General features: G+C 42.1%; 15 protein-coding genes. 7 read left to right on the top strand and 8 right to left on the bottom strand.

The window, feature by feature from the left end:
• Positions 1 to 41 precede the first annotated feature (41 nt).
• From CST_RS08705 to CST_RS08720, 4 genes are all read right to left on the bottom strand, one after another.
• The gene (locus CST_RS08705; protein WP_015359516.1) at positions 42 to 794 is read right to left on the bottom strand and encodes an iron ABC transporter ATP-binding protein; all 753 of its coding nucleotides are present in this window, start codon (positions 792 to 794) and stop codon (positions 42 to 44) included.
• On the bottom strand, positions 795 to 1,790 hold the full coding sequence (locus tag CST_RS08710; RefSeq protein ID WP_015359517.1) for an iron chelate uptake ABC transporter family permease subunit: 996 nt from the start codon (positions 1,788 to 1,790) through the stop codon (positions 795 to 797).
• Complete coding sequence (locus CST_RS08715; RefSeq protein WP_015485057.1) at positions 1,741 to 2,823, bottom strand: ABC transporter permease; 1,083 nt, start codon at positions 2,821 to 2,823, stop codon at positions 1,741 to 1,743. The genes CST_RS08710 and CST_RS08715 overlap by 50 nt, the downstream gene beginning before the upstream one ends.
• Positions 2,824 to 3,172: 349 nt before the next feature.
• Positions 3,173 to 4,057, bottom strand: a complete 885-nt coding sequence (locus CST_RS08720) for an AraC family transcriptional regulator (protein ID WP_237266320.1) — start codon at positions 4,055 to 4,057, stop codon at positions 3,173 to 3,175.
• 483 nt (positions 4,058 to 4,540) lie between these two features.
• On the opposite strand from CST_RS08720, the gene CST_RS08725 reads away from it, so the two are divergent.
• Positions 4,541 to 6,031: a DNA/RNA helicase domain-containing protein gene (locus CST_RS08725; RefSeq protein WP_015359520.1), complete on the top strand. Its 1,491-nt coding sequence runs from the start codon at positions 4,541 to 4,543 to the stop codon at positions 6,029 to 6,031.
• A gap of 61 nt (positions 6,032 to 6,092) precedes the next feature.
• Here CST_RS08725 and CST_RS08730 read toward each other — a convergent pair whose 3' ends face one another.
• The 3 genes from CST_RS08730 to CST_RS08740 form a co-directional block, all read right to left on the bottom strand.
• A complete protein-coding gene (locus CST_RS08730) occupies positions 6,093 to 6,731 on the bottom strand; it encodes a flavodoxin family protein (RefSeq protein WP_015359521.1) in 639 nt (212 codons plus the stop codon).
• A 239-nt stretch (positions 6,732 to 6,970) separates the two neighbouring features.
• Positions 6,971 to 7,573: a phosphoribosyltransferase family protein gene (locus tag CST_RS08735; RefSeq protein ID WP_242823543.1), complete on the bottom strand. Its 603-nt coding sequence runs from the start codon at positions 7,571 to 7,573 to the stop codon at positions 6,971 to 6,973.
• A gap of 18 nt (positions 7,574 to 7,591) precedes the next feature.
• Positions 7,592 to 8,737 (bottom strand): solute carrier family 23 protein, encoded by a 1,146-nt coding sequence (locus CST_RS08740; RefSeq protein WP_015359523.1) that lies wholly within the window; start codon positions 8,735 to 8,737, stop codon positions 7,592 to 7,594.
• Between the two features lie 524 nt (positions 8,738 to 9,261).
• On the opposite strand from CST_RS08740, the gene CST_RS08745 reads away from it, so the two are divergent.
• The 4 genes from CST_RS08745 to CST_RS08760 are packed head-to-tail and all read left to right on the top strand — an operon-like array spanning position 9,262 to position 12,831.
• Positions 9,262 to 10,569 carry a uroporphyrinogen decarboxylase family protein gene (locus CST_RS08745; RefSeq protein ID WP_015359524.1) on the top strand — a complete coding sequence of 436 codons (1,308 nt, stop codon included), beginning with the start codon at positions 9,262 to 9,264 and terminating at the stop codon, positions 10,567 to 10,569.
• Between the two features lie 27 nt (positions 10,570 to 10,596).
• A complete protein-coding gene (locus CST_RS08750; protein WP_015359525.1) occupies positions 10,597 to 11,301 on the top strand; it encodes an amino acid ABC transporter permease in 705 nt (234 codons plus the stop codon).
• A gap of 12 nt (positions 11,302 to 11,313) precedes the next feature.
• A complete protein-coding gene (locus CST_RS08755; protein WP_015359526.1) occupies positions 11,314 to 12,039 on the top strand; it encodes an amino acid ABC transporter permease in 726 nt (241 codons plus the stop codon).
• 36 nt (positions 12,040 to 12,075) lie between these two features.
• Positions 12,076 to 12,831, top strand: coding sequence for an amino acid ABC transporter ATP-binding protein (locus tag CST_RS08760; protein ID WP_015359527.1), 756 nt, complete (start codon positions 12,076 to 12,078; stop codon positions 12,829 to 12,831).
• 208 nt (positions 12,832 to 13,039) lie between these two features.
• Here the strand turns inward: CST_RS08760 and CST_RS08765 are convergent, their stop codons facing one another.
• Positions 13,040 to 13,882 (bottom strand): Mrp/NBP35 family ATP-binding protein, encoded by an 843-nt coding sequence (locus tag CST_RS08765; protein WP_015359528.1) that lies wholly within the window; start codon positions 13,880 to 13,882, stop codon positions 13,040 to 13,042.
• 496 nt (positions 13,883 to 14,378) lie between these two features.
• Between CST_RS08765 and CST_RS08770 the strand changes: the two genes are divergently transcribed.
• Positions 14,379 to 14,825, top strand: coding sequence for a MarR family winged helix-turn-helix transcriptional regulator (locus tag CST_RS08770; RefSeq protein ID WP_015359529.1), 447 nt, complete (start codon positions 14,379 to 14,381; stop codon positions 14,823 to 14,825).
• Positions 14,826 to 14,887: 62 nt separating this feature from the next.
• Positions 14,888 to 17,224: a ferrous iron transport protein B gene (gene feoB / locus CST_RS08775; protein ID WP_015359530.1), complete on the top strand. Its 2,337-nt coding sequence runs from the start codon at positions 14,888 to 14,890 to the stop codon at positions 17,222 to 17,224.
• Positions 17,225 to 17,274: the final 50 nt, after the last annotated feature.

Raw genomic sequence — 17,274 nt, forward strand, 5'->3', positions numbered from 1 at the left:
TTTTTTGAAAGAGTTTTAAGAAATTATAATTAAAGGCGGGACTAATAGTATATGGACAGGGGTTTCCCCTCTATTTCCATTATTTCAAAATCAACATCGTATATCTTTGAAAGAGTTTCTTTCGTCATTACTTCCCTGACTGTGCCGAACTTGACTATTTTTCCGTTTTTGAAGGCACAGATGTAGTCTGAATAAAATGCGGCATAGTTTATTTCATGAAGCACCATTATTACCGTTTTGCCCAGCTCATCGCAAAGTCGGCGGGCAATTTTCATCATGTTTGTAGCGTGGTATATATCCAGATTGTTGGTAGGCTCATCAAGCAACACATACTCAGTATCCTGAGCTATAACCATGGCTATATAAGCCCTTTGCCGCTGGCCGCCGGACAATTCATCAATAAATCTGTCTCGAAACTCTTCCAGCTCCATATATTTAATGGCTCTGTCGACGATTTTTCTGTCCTCGGCTGTTAGGTGGCTCCCGGAATACGGAAATCGCCCGAAAGAAACCAGCTCTTCAACCGTAAGCTTCATCTGAATGTTATTGCTTTGGGTGAGAATGGCAAGCTTTTTCGCCAGTTCCCTGCTCTTCCACCTGGAAATGTCTTTTCCTTCAAAATTTACTTCTCCGCCGTCCCTTGCGATTAACCTTGATATCATTCCCATTACGGTGCTTTTACCCGCTCCGTTGGGACCTATAAGCGCGGTGACTCTTCCTTTCGGTATTTCGAAACTTACTTCATCCACCACTTTTTTACCGCCATATTTTTTTGTAATTTTATCGATGATCATTCAAACCCTCCTGTTCGCTAGCAAAAGATATAGGAAATAAACGCCGCCGGCTGTGGAGATAATTACACCTATGGGCACCGAATAGGTAAACACCTGTTCAACAATCAACTGCCCGCCCACAAGCACAATTATTCCAAACATTGCCGAACCAAGGATCAACTGCCTGTGGCGATAGGTTTTCAAAAGCTGTCTGGTGAGATTGGCGATAATCAATCCAATGAATGATATCGGCCCCACCATCGCCGTCGCCACCGCAATGCATACAGTGACGCCTATTAACAGCCTTTTAATGCACCTGTCGTAATCAATTCCCAGATTTATCGCCTGTTCTTTCCCCAGACCGATAACATCAAGCAGTGCCAATTCTTTGCGCAGGATGAACGCCAGTGCGGTAAGCACCATTACCGAAAAAATTATTATCTCGGTATTTATGTTGCTGAAACTGGCTATCAGACTGTTCAACAAACTGTCATAGGAATTGGGGTCCATGACCCTTACCAATGTGTTCTGAATGCTTGAGAAAAAGGAGGTAAGCACCGTTCCTACCAAAATGACGTAAAGCACATTATATTTTGTTTTTTTGAATAAGTAACCATATATAAAAGTGGCCGTAATCCCCATTACAACTAAATCAACGGCGAAAAATAAATTTGAATTTGACACAATGATATTTCCAGCACCGAAAAAGAAATACACGGCAGTATGAATCAATGTGTATAAAGAATTCATGCCAAGCAGGCATGGAGTTACTATTCTGTTGTTAATGATCGACTGGAATACAATCGACGCAGCTCCCATCGCCACCGCGGTAACAACCATTGCCGCAAGCTTCGGCGACCGAATTTTCATCGAATAACGGAACAGCTTTGGATTGTCAAATCGTACATTCACAAACATATATAAAATCAATGCCGACAATGCCAGGAAAAATATTAACAACAGTTTTTTATCGGCGGAAGGACGGTTCACCGACCGATTTAAAGCTTGTTGTTTCACACTTCTTTCCCCCTTCCCGACCTTCCACGTTTTTGGCTTTCCAAAGTTTTATCGCCTTTCGTCCGTGCTTAAGCCGGTAGAACAGTAATACAATATAAACAACGCTTCCTGCTATTCCTATAATTAGCTCAATGGGTAACTCGTAAGGTGCTATCAGTACACGTGCCAGCATGTCACAAACCAGAACGAAAATTGCGCCGAACAGAGCCGTGTCAATAAGCGTACCCCTGATTTTGTCGCCTTTAAACATCGCGACCAGATTCGGAACAATAAGGCCGATATAGGATATGGCGCCAACGACAACCACAACCGAAGCGGTAATCATCGAGGCTATCGTAAGTCCCATAAATAGAACCAGGTTGTAATTAACGCCAAGGTTTTCGGAAAAATCCCTCCCCATTCCAACAATGTTGAAATGATTGGCGTAAACAAACGCAAGAATTACAAGAGGTACCACCAGATACACTATTTCATACCTGCCGCGGAGCACCATCGAAAAATGCCCGACAAGCCACGAGGACAGCGCCTGTGTCATATTGTACTTATACGCCAGAAAACTGGTAATTCCGTTTATGATATTCCCAAACATAACACCGACCAGCGGTACCATAATCGGATCCTTGAACCTTATTCGTTGTATGAAACCGATAAACACCCATGTACCTATTATCGCAGTGGCAAACGCGAACAAAGCTCTGCTCCACAGGGTTGATGAAGGCATGAACAAAAGGGCGATAAGGATTCCGAACTGCGCTGATGAAATGGTTGCTCCGGTCGTCGGCGACACAAATTTATTCATGCAAAGCTGCTGCATTATAAGCCCTGCGACACTCATGCCAACCCCCGTGCAAATAATCGCAAGCAGTCGGGGAAGCCTTGAAATCAGCAGTAACTCAATTTGTTTCACGTCGCCTTTAAATATCCCTGAAATGTCCAAATTCAAAACGCCTATGAACAGGGACCACACCGACAGAACTAACAACACGGCAGCCAGTACGAACGTTGAAAGGTTTTTCTTAATTAAGTCATTCAAAGTGCCTCTCCTTTCCGGCAGCTGCAAGCAGCCGTAGATTAAAATAAACATTCCCGATACGGGCAAAAATTTTCACCGTGCGGCTAATAATGCCTCAATTACATTTACCAGCTGGTTTTCCGGACAGACTTTATTTTACTTGCGGGTAGATTTCTTTTCTACTCCAAAAAATAAATTTGTTACTCCAAAAAGACATTCCTTATTAAAAATAAATTCCAAATCGCTTATACGGGGAGTTTATAAAAAGGCTTAAGTGTCTTTATGGGACAAGAAGCGTAAACATAAAAAACGACGTAGCGTGAAAGTACTCGCTACGTCCCAAATGCAATTAACTTTATAAAGGTTTATTTCATCCGATTAATTCCAAAAAGGCACTCTGCCTTCTCATTTCTTTTCTGTATTCACTGGGTGACATTCCCATAACGGCTTTAAAAGCATTGGCAAATTTACTGCTGTTTTCATACCCGTAGGATGCTGCAATTTCGGTTACGGATAGATTGGTATCCTTCAAATCCTTAGCCGCAAGCTGCATTTTGTAACTTCGTATGAAAGAATAGACCGGTGTTCCGCACACGCAATGAAAACATTTTTTCAGCTGGCTGGATGAAATATGAAATTGCTTTGCAATCTCTTCAATGGTTAAACGAACATGTACATTCTCCCTGATATAGTCGCAAACCTTCCTTATAAGTTCGGCCTGTTCCCGTGAGCAACACTGCTCATGGTGTTTTGAACATTCCGAGTCTATGCCTGACAAAAGCATTAATAATTCCAGTATTTTTACCCTGTAATAACCTGTTTTATAATTTTCAGGTACTTCATCAATAAGTTCTTCAAATACCGCTTCGAGGCGTTTTGTGGCCTGCATTACATAATAGTTTTTACATCTGCAGATTTTATTTGTTATCTTGTTTATGCTGACATCCACTCCGTCCAAATATGAGGCTAAATTATCAGGCACTGTTGCAAGATCAATTATCACAGATACTCCCTGGTAATGCCTTGTAGGATAACATATAAACAATTCTCTTCCGCTTCCTTGTATAATCCCCAGATCTCCTTTTTTCAAGTAAATGACCATGTTTTTCAAAGCATATTCAATTCTTCCGTCTTTACAGTACACAATCTCAACAAAGCCCGAAGGATAGGAAGAATAGGAATCAAATTTGTGAATTTCAGCATTCCGTAAAATCAACGAGATACCATCGAACACCTTGAACTCCGCTGTCATCATATCCCCTTTCTTTTGACTTTGACATTAAACATCCATTTAATAACAATTTACCACGTTAAAAGCCGAAAAAATGCTTATACCCTATTTTCCACATAATTAAACCGATGAAACATAAATTTTTAAACGAACCGTAGTATACGGGAATAAATGCCTTACACTACGAAACAGACAGGTTTAAAAATTGCATTTTAAGACTGAGCAAGCATTACCAACAACGACTTTAGCCATTATAAAAGTAAGAAGAACGACTATTTGTCATTCAAAAAAGTATTTCTATTTTTAAACCTATAAGGTAATGATAAATACGCACATCTTTATTATTGCATTATTACAATTGTTTTGTTACAACATAAGTATAACTTACACAAAGTATGAATATTACAGGTTTAATAAAATTATTAAAATCTGTGTGCTATGAACAGCTATCTACAATAGGCGAAAGCAAAGTTTTAAAGCACGAAAGACCAAGGGGAGGGTGGATTTTTGAGACCGTCTTATCTGGTTTCCGTATATCAAGGTGAAGCTGCCCTTGATGAGAACTGTGCAACAGACAAAAGGTTCCGGAAATTGAAAAGCCATGAAATCAGTAATCTTCGTTCGTTCTGTGAGGAAATAACTTCTTTTGGTTGTAACAGTGCCGATCTTGACGGATATTTTGTCGGATACTCAATACCGCAGATAGGAAAAGAATTTGATTTGTTGCGATTTGGGAATGACAACATAATCAATATAGAGTTGAAAAGCGAGTTTAATGAAACTAAAATTGTTAAACAAATGAAAAAAAATTACTATTATTTAAAGTTTTTAAGCCGGCCTGTTAGAATTTTCTGTTTTGTTGACAACAATGGTTTTTATGAATATGATATTACTTCCGATTCCATTACTAAAATCCAAACTGATGTCATCGCCCAATGCATAAAAAATCAGTTTGTTGATTACAGTACAGACCCGGATAAAGAATTCCTCCCGTCAAAATATCTTATCTCGCCTTTTAATTCCACCGATAAGTTTATTAACGGAGAATATTTTCTGACAAACGCACAGCAGAAAATCAAAGATGAAATAAAAGCCGAATTGGGAAACACCCCCTTTACATATTTCTGTTTATCCGCAAACGCAGGCACCGGAAAAACGCTGTTGATATATGATATTGCCAAAGAAATGATCTCCAACGGGCTGACCCCTTTAATTATCCACTGCGGGAATTTAAACTTAGGGCATAATCTGCTCAAAGTTAAATACGATTGGAACATATATCCCATTAAGGACGTTGATGAAAAGTTTGTTGACACCTGTTTAGACAATTGCTCGGTTTTATTTGTTGACGAGGCTCAGAGAATCAGGGACTCCCAATTGGAAATAATATTGAAAAAATCCATAGAAAATGAAATACCTATTATATTTTCTTATGATAAAAAACAGTTTTTACATAAAAATGAAGGAAAAGATATAGCTGAATATTTAAGAGGTAAATATCCAGAAGTTCGGCTTTCGGAAAAACATCTATCGTCGAATGTGCGTACAAACAATAAAATAGCGTCTTTTATAAACAACTTGTTCAAACCGGGAAGTTGTTATAGTAATTTGGATTACGATTGTATAACAATTGAATATTTCAAGAATTTGGATGATATGAAGAATTACGTAAATTTCTTAAGAAAAAATAATTGGACGCCCATAACATATACCACTTTTAAATCTAACAGTGATCCTTACGAGTATTTAGCCGATATATGTCCCATAAACGCACATAATGTCATCGGGCAGGAATTTCCGAAAGTGGTATCATTTATCGACAATCATTTCTATTATGGAGAAAACGGGGAGTTGGAGGCTGAGGACGGTTATTACAGCGCCAAAGGAATGCTATATCAGATTGTAACCCGCGCCGTTGAAGAATTGAAAATTATTGTATTCAATAATTGGAATTTGTACCATAGACTGCTTGAAATAAAATTTGCAGAAACTAAATAAAATAGCCTGCTTTTTGTCGCCTTTGGCTGGGAAATATGAACGCTTCGCGTAATTGTTAAATTCAAACAAGGCTTGCTCCCAGCTCATAGGCTTCTTTTAATTTCAACGGGAACACCTTTTCATGGCGGGATTTTTTCTCTTCCGGATCAAAAACTGTCCAGTCGTATTTGCTGTAATCATCAACCTGCAAAGTGTTCCCGCAGATCATGACTTTTGTCGGTCCGACAAAGCGTTCCAGCGTCTGTTTATATCTGTCAAGCATGACTGTATAGCCTATTTTGTCGTAATAGCTTTCGTCACAGTTACTGGTATGGATTAGAAGGACGGGAATCATGTGTTCGTTGCAGTTAGGCCGTTCTTTGTTATAGGTCAATGACTGGAATACCAGCCGCTCATAAAGGGCTCTGAATCCTGCCGTCATTTCAGACAGATAATTCGGTGAGCCGAGGATAAGACCGTCGGCTTTACGGATTTTACCCAATACCTCAGTTAAACCGTCCTTAACGGCGCATCTGCCAAAACTTTCAGGCAGTTTGCAACGGAAACATGAAATACATCCTTTAAAAGGCTCAAGCTTATAAAGGTGAATGACTTCAGCGTCAGCCCCCGCTTCCCTGGCTCCCCTTGCCGCGGCCTCCACCAGTTTGGCTGTATTCCAGTTAGTCCTCGGACTGGCATTGACAGCAACAATATATTTCATGCTTATCCCTCCCGGTTAAATTCGGCACTTATTATTTTACAACCGTCACATGACGCAGACAATATGAGTATTTCGGAATAATAAATCATCCGGAATGACTTTTCGCGACAAACGCTGAAAATTAAAATAATACCGCTTTATAAAAATAAAAATACTCTCTTTCGTTTATAAACGTATCTGCCCGAAAGAGAGTATTTTAATTCATATTGACGGGTTGATTTCATTAAGTTTTTCAATTTCTATTCACTGTCGGAAATTTTACCCGGCAGCGGAATATGTCCGAGGGATACCAGCGGAATTCCTCTATAATTGCTTCTTTTTTCGCCCTCGGTTAAAACACAGGCAATTACCGAAATTTCAAAACCGATTTCCTGCGCCATCATTAAAGCCGCGTCCACCGTTCCGCCTGTAGACACCACATCATCGACAAAACACAGTTTTTTGCCCCGAAACCGTTCGTATTTTTCCCTGCCTACCCACAATTCCTGTTCACCATGCGTGGTTATGGACTTAACCGTCACATGCTTTGGCTCCTGCATAAAAGGTTTGCGGGATTTGCGCAGCTCAAGGTAACAGTCCATATCCCTCGCCAGTTCCTGGCAAAGTCCCGAGGACTTGGTCTGTACCGTAACAAACCCGTCAAAACTGTATGCCGCCAGTTTTTTAGACAGCGCCTTTGCAGCATGTCTGTTCCACTTTGACTCGCCTGTCATATCAAAGGAATATATATAAAACCCGTCCCCAATGTCAACAAGGGGCAACTCAACTTCAAGTTCTTCGTCTATGCGTATTTTCCAGAACGGAGGCCATTTTGAACCGAGCATTTCATCATCCCTTTCCACAAGCTTAGTTAAATATTTTCATATTAAACCTACGTATTGAGCGAAATAGCGAACCAAAATACCCACCACCATGCCAATGAAGGGATTTTTTGACCAGGCTGTCACTCCCATCGCAATATAACCGCTCATCGGATTTTCCGAGCCTGCCACAGCACTCAAATTGGGGGCGAAAGTAAGTGCAAAGCCGATTACAAGTAAGAAACCCGCAATACTCTGGCTTGGAAGATATTTTCCCAGCCTGTCAATCAGGCCTGCCAAAATCAAAATACCCGTAGTAAACATGAAAACTATACCACACGCCACAGGCCACGGAGCTCCGGCAGTACCTGATATTATGGCTTCAATCGGCGGCCCCCCGAATAAGGCACTGGGGAAGTCAGCCAGAGAGTTGATAATGGAAAGGTGGTCGTAATTTTGGCTTGTTCCCGCAATGCTTGCGGTTATGCCTCCAAAGGATATATTGGCGCCTATGTTAAGCATAACCAGGCTTAACGCCCCAAGAATAACATTTACGTTAATTCTGGGCTTAATGAGTTTAAAGTCTTTCCAGTACTCTTTTTTCCAAAAGCGCCATTCACTGCTCATTCGCATATATTCCCGGCCTTCTTCGACCGACGCGGCTATGTCCACTCTGCGTTTTTGCAACAGCAAAAAGTCCGCGGTTGACGCCACAACAGAAATAAAAATTGTCCAGACAACCTTGTTCGGGCTGTTGTAAAAAACAGCATAGGCCGCAATGGCCGTAACGATTGATACCAGCGAAGTGCGTTTATCCTGGTTAAACATATCCAGCGACACACCGGCCAAGATTAGCCCGACTCCGCTCATCATTCCGGAAATAACCGCCACGCCCGCAAATTCGGAAATTTTCGTAACGCCTCCGAAAGCAGAAATAATAATCATGAATACCGCTGCAAGAAGAATGGAGCTGACATTATCCCTTAAATTCTTTTTAACACTGGCAACGGTGATGGTTTCAGCCTGGGCGGAAATCGGTGTTACCGAGCCTGTGATAAGATTGCCAAATCCCCCGATTAAATAGGCAAAACCCGCAGGCTTTAAAGCAAAACCACGCGCCTGTGCATAAAGAAGCTGCGGCACGCCATTGATGATTACAGCCACTACTGCCAGAATAAACGGTCCGAGATTGCTTAAGAACTCCATGAATTTTTCCTCCTCGTATCTTTCAATGTCAACAATATAGCACTATTAAACCAAATCAGACAAGTAGATATAGTATGATTTGCAAAAAAATAATAAATTAGCCTTGAAATAAATTCACAATTCCAGGAAACTATGCTTGAACCGATTTTAAATGAATTTTCTCTTTTTTACGCCTTCATACATCATTGCGGGAAGGCGTCATTCCCGCTTCATTCAACTCAAGTTGTCCTTTCTGTTTCTGCTGACATTACTCAACAGTCTCCGGTAAAATATTTCATAACTAAATACATAGTATTCATATATTTTTAATAAAAAAAATAATTGACAAAGTCCAGCTACCATGCTATATAATGTTATAAATTCATATATGAATAATATGAATTTAAAAAGGAGCATTTTTATGAAAGAAAATCATGTAAATTACTGTTATTTAAGCGATAAAAGCAGACATGAGATCTGTTGCCCCTGACGCCTGATAATACACCAATAAAACATTCGCAAATAAAACGGAAGGAGAATCTGGCATGTCAAAAAGGCAGTTGGTACTTGACGCATTCAACAATAAACCCGTGGAAAGAGTTCCTGTCGGTTTCTGGTTCCATTTCGCAGACAGCGGTGAATTTACCGAAGGGCTCAGAAATCCGGATATCATCCGTAAAAACATTGAAGGTCATAAAAAGTTTGTTGCCAAATTCAGGCCTGACTTTGTCAAAATCATGAGTGACGGTTTTTTTGAGTATCCGAACCCGGTTTTATTCAATATAGAATCTCCTGAAAAATTACTGGATCTAAAACCGATAGGTCCTGAACACCCCTGGATTGAAAAACAGGTCGGACTGGTCAGAACTTTAACAGATTCTTTCGGTGACGAAGTTCTTACATTTTATAATATTTTTGCTCCTGCTACATATTTTAAAATGCTCTATGAAAAAACGGGAAACAGAGACAAGGTTCTTGCCGATCTTACAATGCAGAACAAAGACGCCGTCAAACACGCATTAAACACGATAGCGGAAGATCTTTCCACATTGGCGCGAAGAGTCATAACCGAAGGAAAAGCCGACGGAATTTATTTAAGCGTACAGAACGTTCAGGATTCCCGCATCACCCCCGAGCTTTACAATGAAGTGATTGCGCCGTCAGAGCTTATTGTGCTGGAAACGGCGAACAGACACAGTGAAAACAACATTCTGCACATTTGCGGATACGAAGGAAGCCGTAACGATTTGAACCTTTATGTGCATTACAATGCAAAAGTTATAAATTGGGCCGTGAATGTGGAAGGCATAAGCCTTGCGGAAGGTAAAAAACTTTTTGGCGGCAGGGCAGTCATTGGAGGTTTTGACACGGCAAGTATAATAGGTTTAACCATACGAGCTGAAGACGCCGACAAAATCACCGATATGGAATCATTTGCAAAATACAGCGGCAAACTTGTTCCCATTGCGCCGCAAAACGCCCAGTGGGCCATAGTGGAGGAATACAACAGAACCCATCCCGACAATCAGGTAAACCTTGTTGCTTCGGAAGTTTTCAATATTTCCGATGCATATACATGGGTCCTTGAAAGAAGATATGACGCGTATTTTGACATAAAATTAAGCTTTTATAACAATGTTCTGGCTGAAAATGCCCCATACCGGGATTTTGCCGATAAACTTGCATATGTGCCGTATAGAGCCATTCCGACATATCCTTTGTTCAACAAAAACGATCAGGCGTTGGCAGACGCCTATGATGAAGCTGTTGAACAGCTCAGAAAAGACGGTGTTATTTCGGAATTATCCCAGAAATATTTCGGCGAAGACATTTTCAAATACATTGACAAATAATTTTGACAGTAAAGAAGGCAGATTGTTATGAGACCATTTAGTCCCCTCTATATTCCGAAAGTATTTTTTGAATTGCTTACATCCTTTCCCGTAACAGTTTTAATGCTTGTAGGCTCCGTTATCTTCGGCTCTTTGCTGGGATTTGTCCTGGCAAGAGCCAAAATATCAGGGGGAAAAATTTCAAAGATCCTGGCCGACGCTTATATTGGCGTGATGCGCTGCACCCCTCCGATTGTTCTGCTGTTTATTGTTTACTATGGCCTGCCCGAACTTCTGCTTTCCACCGCCGGCATAGACATCAATAACGTTAATAAAGGCGTTTTCGTTCTTGTAACATATACACTGCTTTACGGGGCAACTATTTCAGAAATCATGCGGTCAGCCTACGAGTCTGTTGACAAAGGCCAGTGGGAAGCCGCAGTCAGCATAGGCTTAAGTCCTTTTCAGGCATTTTACAGAATCATGCTTCCCCAGGCAACCGCCGTGGCTCTGCCGAATTTTTGCAATCTTTTAATAAACCTGATGAAAGACGGAGCTTTGGCTTTTACAATCGGGCTGGTTGATATAATGGGCAGAGGCTCGTTAATTATTTCAAGAAATTTCGGCGCCTATGCCCTGGAAACATATATTGCCCTTGCTTTGATATACTGGTGCCTTACGCTTGTTATTGAAAAGACTTTCAGCGTTCTGGAAAAATCCCTTTTGAGAGGTAAAAGAAGCCTGACGGAATAGGAGGTGCACCGTATGGAACTGGATGTCAAATTTATGATAGAAACGTTTTTCCAGGCGCTTTCCGGTATCCCCGTGACTCTTAGCATTACCGCAGTTGCTCTTATAATATCAACGCCGGTTGCATTTTTTATGGCCGTCTCGAAAATCTATAACATAAAAATCATAAAACAATTAGTGTCCGCATATGTTTCATTTATCAGAGGCACACCTGTTGTTTTGCAGATTCTGATTATTTACAGCCTGCTTCCGAGCCTGTTTAACTCAATAGCCAAAGGCATCGGATGGAATATTAACGTATTTGACATAAACCCAATCATTTACGCCTACATAGTTTTTTCAATTAACACATGCGCCGGGCTTTCCGAAATATTCCGTTCCGCCCTTCTGACCGTAAATAAGGGACAGCTGGAGGCTGCGCTTTCCATCGGAATGTCCGCCGTCCAGGCCTATGTCAGGATAATAATTCCGCAGGCCCTGGTTACGGCAATTCCCAATATCTGCAATCTTACAATCAATTTGATCAAGGGAACCTCCCTTGCCTTCATGATGACGGTAAAAGACATCACAGCCATTGCAAAAATTGCGGCTTCATACGGTTATAACTATATTGAAGCCTATCTGGACATTCTGTTCATCTATATTATTTTATGTTCACTGATCCAGCTGCTTTTTTCAATGCTTGAAAAACGTTTTGGTTCTTATAAAACCCTTGCCGGGACCACGGCGGGAACGAAATAAAAAGCAACAAAAAACAAAAAAACCGGAGGCTGAATCATGCTCGAATTAATTGACATACATAAATCCTTTAATAATAATGAGGTTCTGAAAGGTGTCAGCATAAAAGTGAACAAGGGCGATGTGGTTGTTATTCTGGGCCCCAGCGGTTCCGGAAAAACCACTCTTCTCCGCTGCATTAATTTTCTCGAACGGGCCGATAAAGGAGAAATAATCCTTGACGGCATGCATGTGAATGTCAGGACAGCGTCTTCATCCGAGATTTCAAGAATACGAAAAAAAACGGCATTTGTATTCCAAAGTTTCAATCTTTTTAACAACAAAACCGCTCTTGAAAATGTTACTGAAGGTTTGATCGTGGCAAGGAAAGTACCAAAGGCCGAAGCCATTGAAATTGCAAAAAGAGCCTTGAACAAAGTGGGGCTTTCGGACCGGGAGGATTATTACCCTTCCAAACTTTCAGGCGGACAGCAGCAGAGAGTAGCAATTGCGAGGGCAATCGCCGTCAATCCGGATGTAATATTGTTTGACGAGCCCACTTCCGCCCTTGACCCTGAACTTACGGGCGAAGTGCTTGCGGTTATGAAACAGCTGGCCGGAGAAGGTGTAACCATGCTTGTAGTAACCCATGAAATGTCTTTTGCCCGGGATGTCGCCAATCACATTGTATTCATGGCCGGCGGGGTTGTTGTTGAGGAGGGGCCGCCCGAAGAGATATTCACCAATCCACACGAGGAAAGAACAAAACAGTTTTTAAGCAGAATACTTCCACCGGTGGAGGATTACGTCATTTAATCCCTTTCCCCCTCTTGCCGGGATATTTGTCCGGCGACAAACTGAAATTCAGCCTTTCAGTCGGTCTTTGCCATTATACATACTGTTTTGCGTGATCTTTGAAAAAATAAACCCTGATTTTGCAAAAAAACTAATGGTATTGTTTTTCAAAATCAACACCATTAGTTTTTCTAATCGGGATGAATTCCACTGTCTGCCGGTATATACATTATTTGTTATCAAGGCTTTTTTCCAGTATATCTGCCACAGGCTCAAGCCAGTTGCCTTCGAACAGCTCTATCAGTCCCTTGTCACACACGGCTGAGATTTCAGGATTGATAGGAAGCCTTGCAAGCACTTTTAAATTGTGCATACCCGCGATTTCATCAATATGGCTGTCGCCGAAAATTTTATGTTCGGTGCCGCAGTCAGGACATTTATAATACGACATGTTTTCTACAAGGCCTATAATAGGAATATTCATCATTTCAGCCATTCTGACGGCTTTTGACACAATCATTGATACCAAATCCTGAGGCGAAGTTACGACAATAATCCCGTCAACGGCAATGGACTGGAAAACCGTCAAAGGTACGTCTCCGGTGCCGGGCGGCATATCAATGAACATAAAATCCACATCGCTCCATATAACGTTCGTCCAGAACTGTTTCACCAAATTGCCAATCATCGGACCTCTCCATACAACAGGATCGGTATCGTTCTCCAGAAGCAAATTGACGGACATAATATCTATGCCTGTCCTGCTTCTGACGGGTAACAGGCCGAATTCATTGCCCGTTGCCTTTTGCTTTATCCCGAATGCTTTAGGAATGGAAGGCCCTGTGATGTCAGCATCCATAATTGCGGTATGATAACCCCTTCTGTTCATTGTAACCGCCAGCATTGAGGTTACAAGCGACTTGCCCACTCCTCCCTTGCCGCTTACAATACCGATGACTTTTTTAATACTGCTCATTTCATGCGGCTTTTCACGGAAATCAACTTTCCGTTCCGTTCTTGCAGCGCAGTCATCCGTACAACTGCCACAGTTTTGATTGCACATTGTACCCATGGTTTTTTCTCCTTTCAGATTAAAGCATATATTTCATAAACTTATCATTGGTATATTTACCCTTTGTTTTTTGTTCTCTGCAGGTAATTTTCATCCTTAAAGCCTTTTCAAAATTTTACAATCTATAAATAAAAGGAACTAAAAAAATAAAAAATTCTGGCGCACTATTCTTAGAATATATCAAAAATCCGGAAAATAAAAACCCAAAATAACAGAATACAGTACGGATGGGTGGCATAATTTTTTCTTTACTGCCGTTTAACGCCTGTAATTAGTCAATTCAACAGCCTTTATAACCAGATCATCCTTCTCCGTTCACCCCGTTACATCCGTCCTTTGCTGTATGGTACGTCCTTTACAGACTTAATCTCCTGCCTTGTACAAGTTGAGCAAATTTAAATTGTGTAAACAGCCTAAATTACCCGACTTTTACCATTGATCATCTTTTAATGTTGACATAAAATACTTTTCAGTAGAAACTATCCGGAGGTGCTCCATGGACATAGACAGTATGGCAGTCGAACTCAGCCAAATGCACATTGACAATGCAAAACTCCTTACACAGATTGCAAATGCCCTGTCCATGAGCGGCGAAATGGGCGTTTTGCTGTGGCTGAGCCAACAAAAAAGTAGAACTTACGCTACTGATATAATAAAACACTTCGGTTTAACGCCCGGCCGAGTTGCGAATATCTTAAAAAAACTGGAGCAGCGTCAGTTAATTGTCCGGCATGAAGATACCGTAGATCAGCGAAAGTTTTGCATATTACTGACAAAAAAAGGCGTCATGTACGCAAATGAGCTTTACTCGCAGATGAATGACGGTCATGCCCGGATTCTGGCGGCTCTGGGCCAGGAAGATGCGTCTGAGGGATTAAGAATCCTCAAGCGCGTTATTACTCTGATTAACAACGGGGTAAAACTTCACACAGCCGATTCATAATTACATTCATGCCTGTTTTGCCCACTGCACCATCCGGAAGCCATAAGAAAAGAGGGCATTGTATGACACTAAATGAGATAGAAATCGGAAAAACAGCGGTCATAACCAAAGTAGGCGGAGAAGGTGCCTTGCGACAGCATTTGCTGGACATGGGGGTAATTCCCGGCGCGGAGGTCACCATAGTTAGATACGCACCGATGGGTGATCCTGTTGAGGTAATAATCCACGGTTATGCACTGACTTTGAGGCTGGACGACGCAAAAAAAATAGAAGTCAGGCCTGTATCCGAACCTGCAAAAAAAGCGGAAAAAAAGCGCTCAACATCAAAGACCGTTCATCCCAATCTCGGTGAAAGGGGAAAGTCCCGTTCAAAAAGCAATTGCACCCCGTTACCTGAAGGAACAACGTTGACCTTTGCACTGGTCGGAAATCAGAACTGTGGCAAAACCACGCTTTTTAATCAGCTCACAGGCGCCAATCAGCATGTGGGCAATTTCCCCGGCGTGACGGTTGATCGTAAAGACGGCGTAATCAAGGGGCATCCAAATACAATTGTTACCGATTTACCCGGCATTTACTCAATGTCGCCCTACAGCAACGAAGAGATCGTATCCCGTAATTTCGTTCTTTACGAAAAGCCAAAGGCCATTATCAACATAGTAGACGCCACCAATATAGAACGCAACCTGTATCTTACCATGCAACTGCTGGAAATGAATGTCCCCATGGTTGTTGCGCTGAATATGATGGACGAACTGACCGCAAACGGCGGAACCATAGACATAAATACCATGGAAGCCATGCTCGGTGTTCCCGTCGTTCCTATATCCGCAGCGAAAAATCAGGGAATAAACGAACTGGTGGAACATGCAATTCACGTTGCCCGCTATCAGGAAAAACCCCTGCATCAGGATTTCTGTGACGAAAACGGCGAACGTGGCGCCGTTCACCGCTGTCTGCACAGTATATATCATCTGATTGAGGACCATGCAAAAAAGGCTCAGATTCCTCCCCGCTTTGCAGCAAGCAAGGTAATTGAGGGCGACCCTCTGGTCATATCACAGCTTGAGCTTGATCAAAACGAAATAGAAACAATAGAGCATATTATTCTTCAAATGGAAAAAGAACGCGGGCTTGACAGGCATGCCGCAATTGCCGATATGCGGTATGCATTTATCAGGAAAGTGTGCGACGCCAGCGTGACAAAGCCCCAAAAAAGCAGGGAAAGCATACGGAGTGAAAAAATCGACCGCGTTCTTACAGGTAAATGGACTGCAATACCAATATTTGTTCTGATAATGGCAGCCGTTTTCTGGCTGACATTTGACGTGATTGGTGGCACGCTCCAGGGCTGGCTGGAAGAAGTAATATATGCTCTTACCGAACTTACCGATAAAGGGCTGACCAGGCTTGGCGTAAATGCTGTATTGCACAGGCTTATCATTGACGGAATTTTTACCGGTGTGGGAACGGTTTTAAGCTTCCTTCCGATAATCGTCACGCTGTTCTTCTTCCTCTCTCTGCTTGAAGACAGTGGTTATATAGCCCGTGTGGCGTTTTTTATGGACAAGCTGCTTCGTAAAATAGGACTGTCCGGCCGGAGCATAGTCCCACTGCTGATAGGATTCGGCTGCACCGTTCCGGCGGTTATGTCCACCCGTACCCTGCCAAGTGAACGGGACAGGAAGATGACAATCCTTCTTACTCCGTTTATGAGTTGTACGGCAAAACTGCCCATATATGCGTTTTTCGTCGACGCGTTTTTCCCGAAATACAAAGCGCTTATTATGAGCGGACTTTACTTTCTCGGCATTGCCGTTGGCATCCTTGTCGCGCTGCTGTTTAAGAATACCCTTTTCAAGGGTGAGGCGGTACCGTTCGTGATGGAACTTCCCAATTACCGTATGCCAAGCACCCGGAATGTCGGACAGCTTTTGTGGGAAAAAGCCAAGGATTTCCTTCAGAGAGCGTTTACCATTATTTTTCTTGCAACTATTGTCATTTGGATACTGCAGAGTTTTGATCCCCATTTCTACCCGGTTGAAAACCAGCAGGACAGCATTCTGGCGATTATTGCCGGCTGGCTGACACCAATAATGAAGCCGGTTGGGCTTGGGGACTGGAGGATATGCACATCGCTGATAAGCGGATTTTTGGCAAAGGAAAACGTTGTATCCACTTTTAAAATCCTTTTTGGTCAGGACGTACCCGCTGTAATGGCACCGGCCACTGCAGCGTCACTGCTGGTGTTTTCCCTCCTCTACACCCCATGTGTCGCAGCCATTGCTTCAATTAAAAGAGAACTTGGGGCAAAATGGGCTTTCGGAGTAATTGCATGGCAGTGTTTCGTTGCCTGGTGCGCCGCTTTGGTTACACATCTTATTGTCGTTCTTGTTTAGGTAACTTTAATAATTTTCCGCAGCAAAATAAAAAGTCCCCGGGCACTGCC

The organism is Thermoclostridium stercorarium subsp. stercorarium DSM 8532, from assembly GCF_000331995.1.
GTDB lineage: Bacteria > Bacillota > Clostridia > DSM-8532 > DSM-8532 > Thermoclostridium > Thermoclostridium stercorarium.

What these genes read in the sequence shown, in the direction of transcription:
- CST_RS08705 (WP_015359516.1), bottom strand. Translation starts at nt 794, where the DNA reads ATGATCATCGATAAAATTACAAAAAAATATGGCGGTAAAAAAGTGGTG.
- CST_RS08720 (WP_237266320.1), bottom strand. Translation starts at nt 4,057, where the DNA reads ATGATGACAGCGGAGTTCAAGGTGTTCGATGGTATCTCGTTGATTTTA.
- CST_RS08730 (WP_015359521.1), bottom strand. Translation starts at nt 6,731, where the DNA reads ATGAAATATATTGTTGCTGTCAATGCCAGTCCGAGGACTAACTGGAAT.
- CST_RS08740 (WP_015359523.1), bottom strand. Translation starts at nt 8,737, where the DNA reads ATGGAGTTCTTAAGCAATCTCGGACCGTTTATTCTGGCAGTAGTGGCT.
- CST_RS08745 (WP_015359524.1), top strand. Translation starts at nt 9,262, where the DNA reads ATGTCAAAAAGGCAGTTGGTACTTGACGCATTCAACAATAAACCCGTG.
- CST_RS08750 (WP_015359525.1), top strand. Translation starts at nt 10,597, where the DNA reads ATGAGACCATTTAGTCCCCTCTATATTCCGAAAGTATTTTTTGAATTG.
- CST_RS08755 (WP_015359526.1), top strand. Translation starts at nt 11,314, where the DNA reads ATGGAACTGGATGTCAAATTTATGATAGAAACGTTTTTCCAGGCGCTT.
- CST_RS08760 (WP_015359527.1), top strand. Translation starts at nt 12,076, where the DNA reads ATGCTCGAATTAATTGACATACATAAATCCTTTAATAATAATGAGGTT.
- CST_RS08765 (WP_015359528.1), bottom strand. Translation starts at nt 13,882, where the DNA reads ATGGGTACAATGTGCAATCAAAACTGTGGCAGTTGTACGGATGACTGC.
- CST_RS08770 (WP_015359529.1), top strand. Translation starts at nt 14,379, where the DNA reads ATGGACATAGACAGTATGGCAGTCGAACTCAGCCAAATGCACATTGAC.
- feoB (WP_015359530.1), top strand. Translation starts at nt 14,888, where the DNA reads ATGACACTAAATGAGATAGAAATCGGAAAAACAGCGGTCATAACCAAA.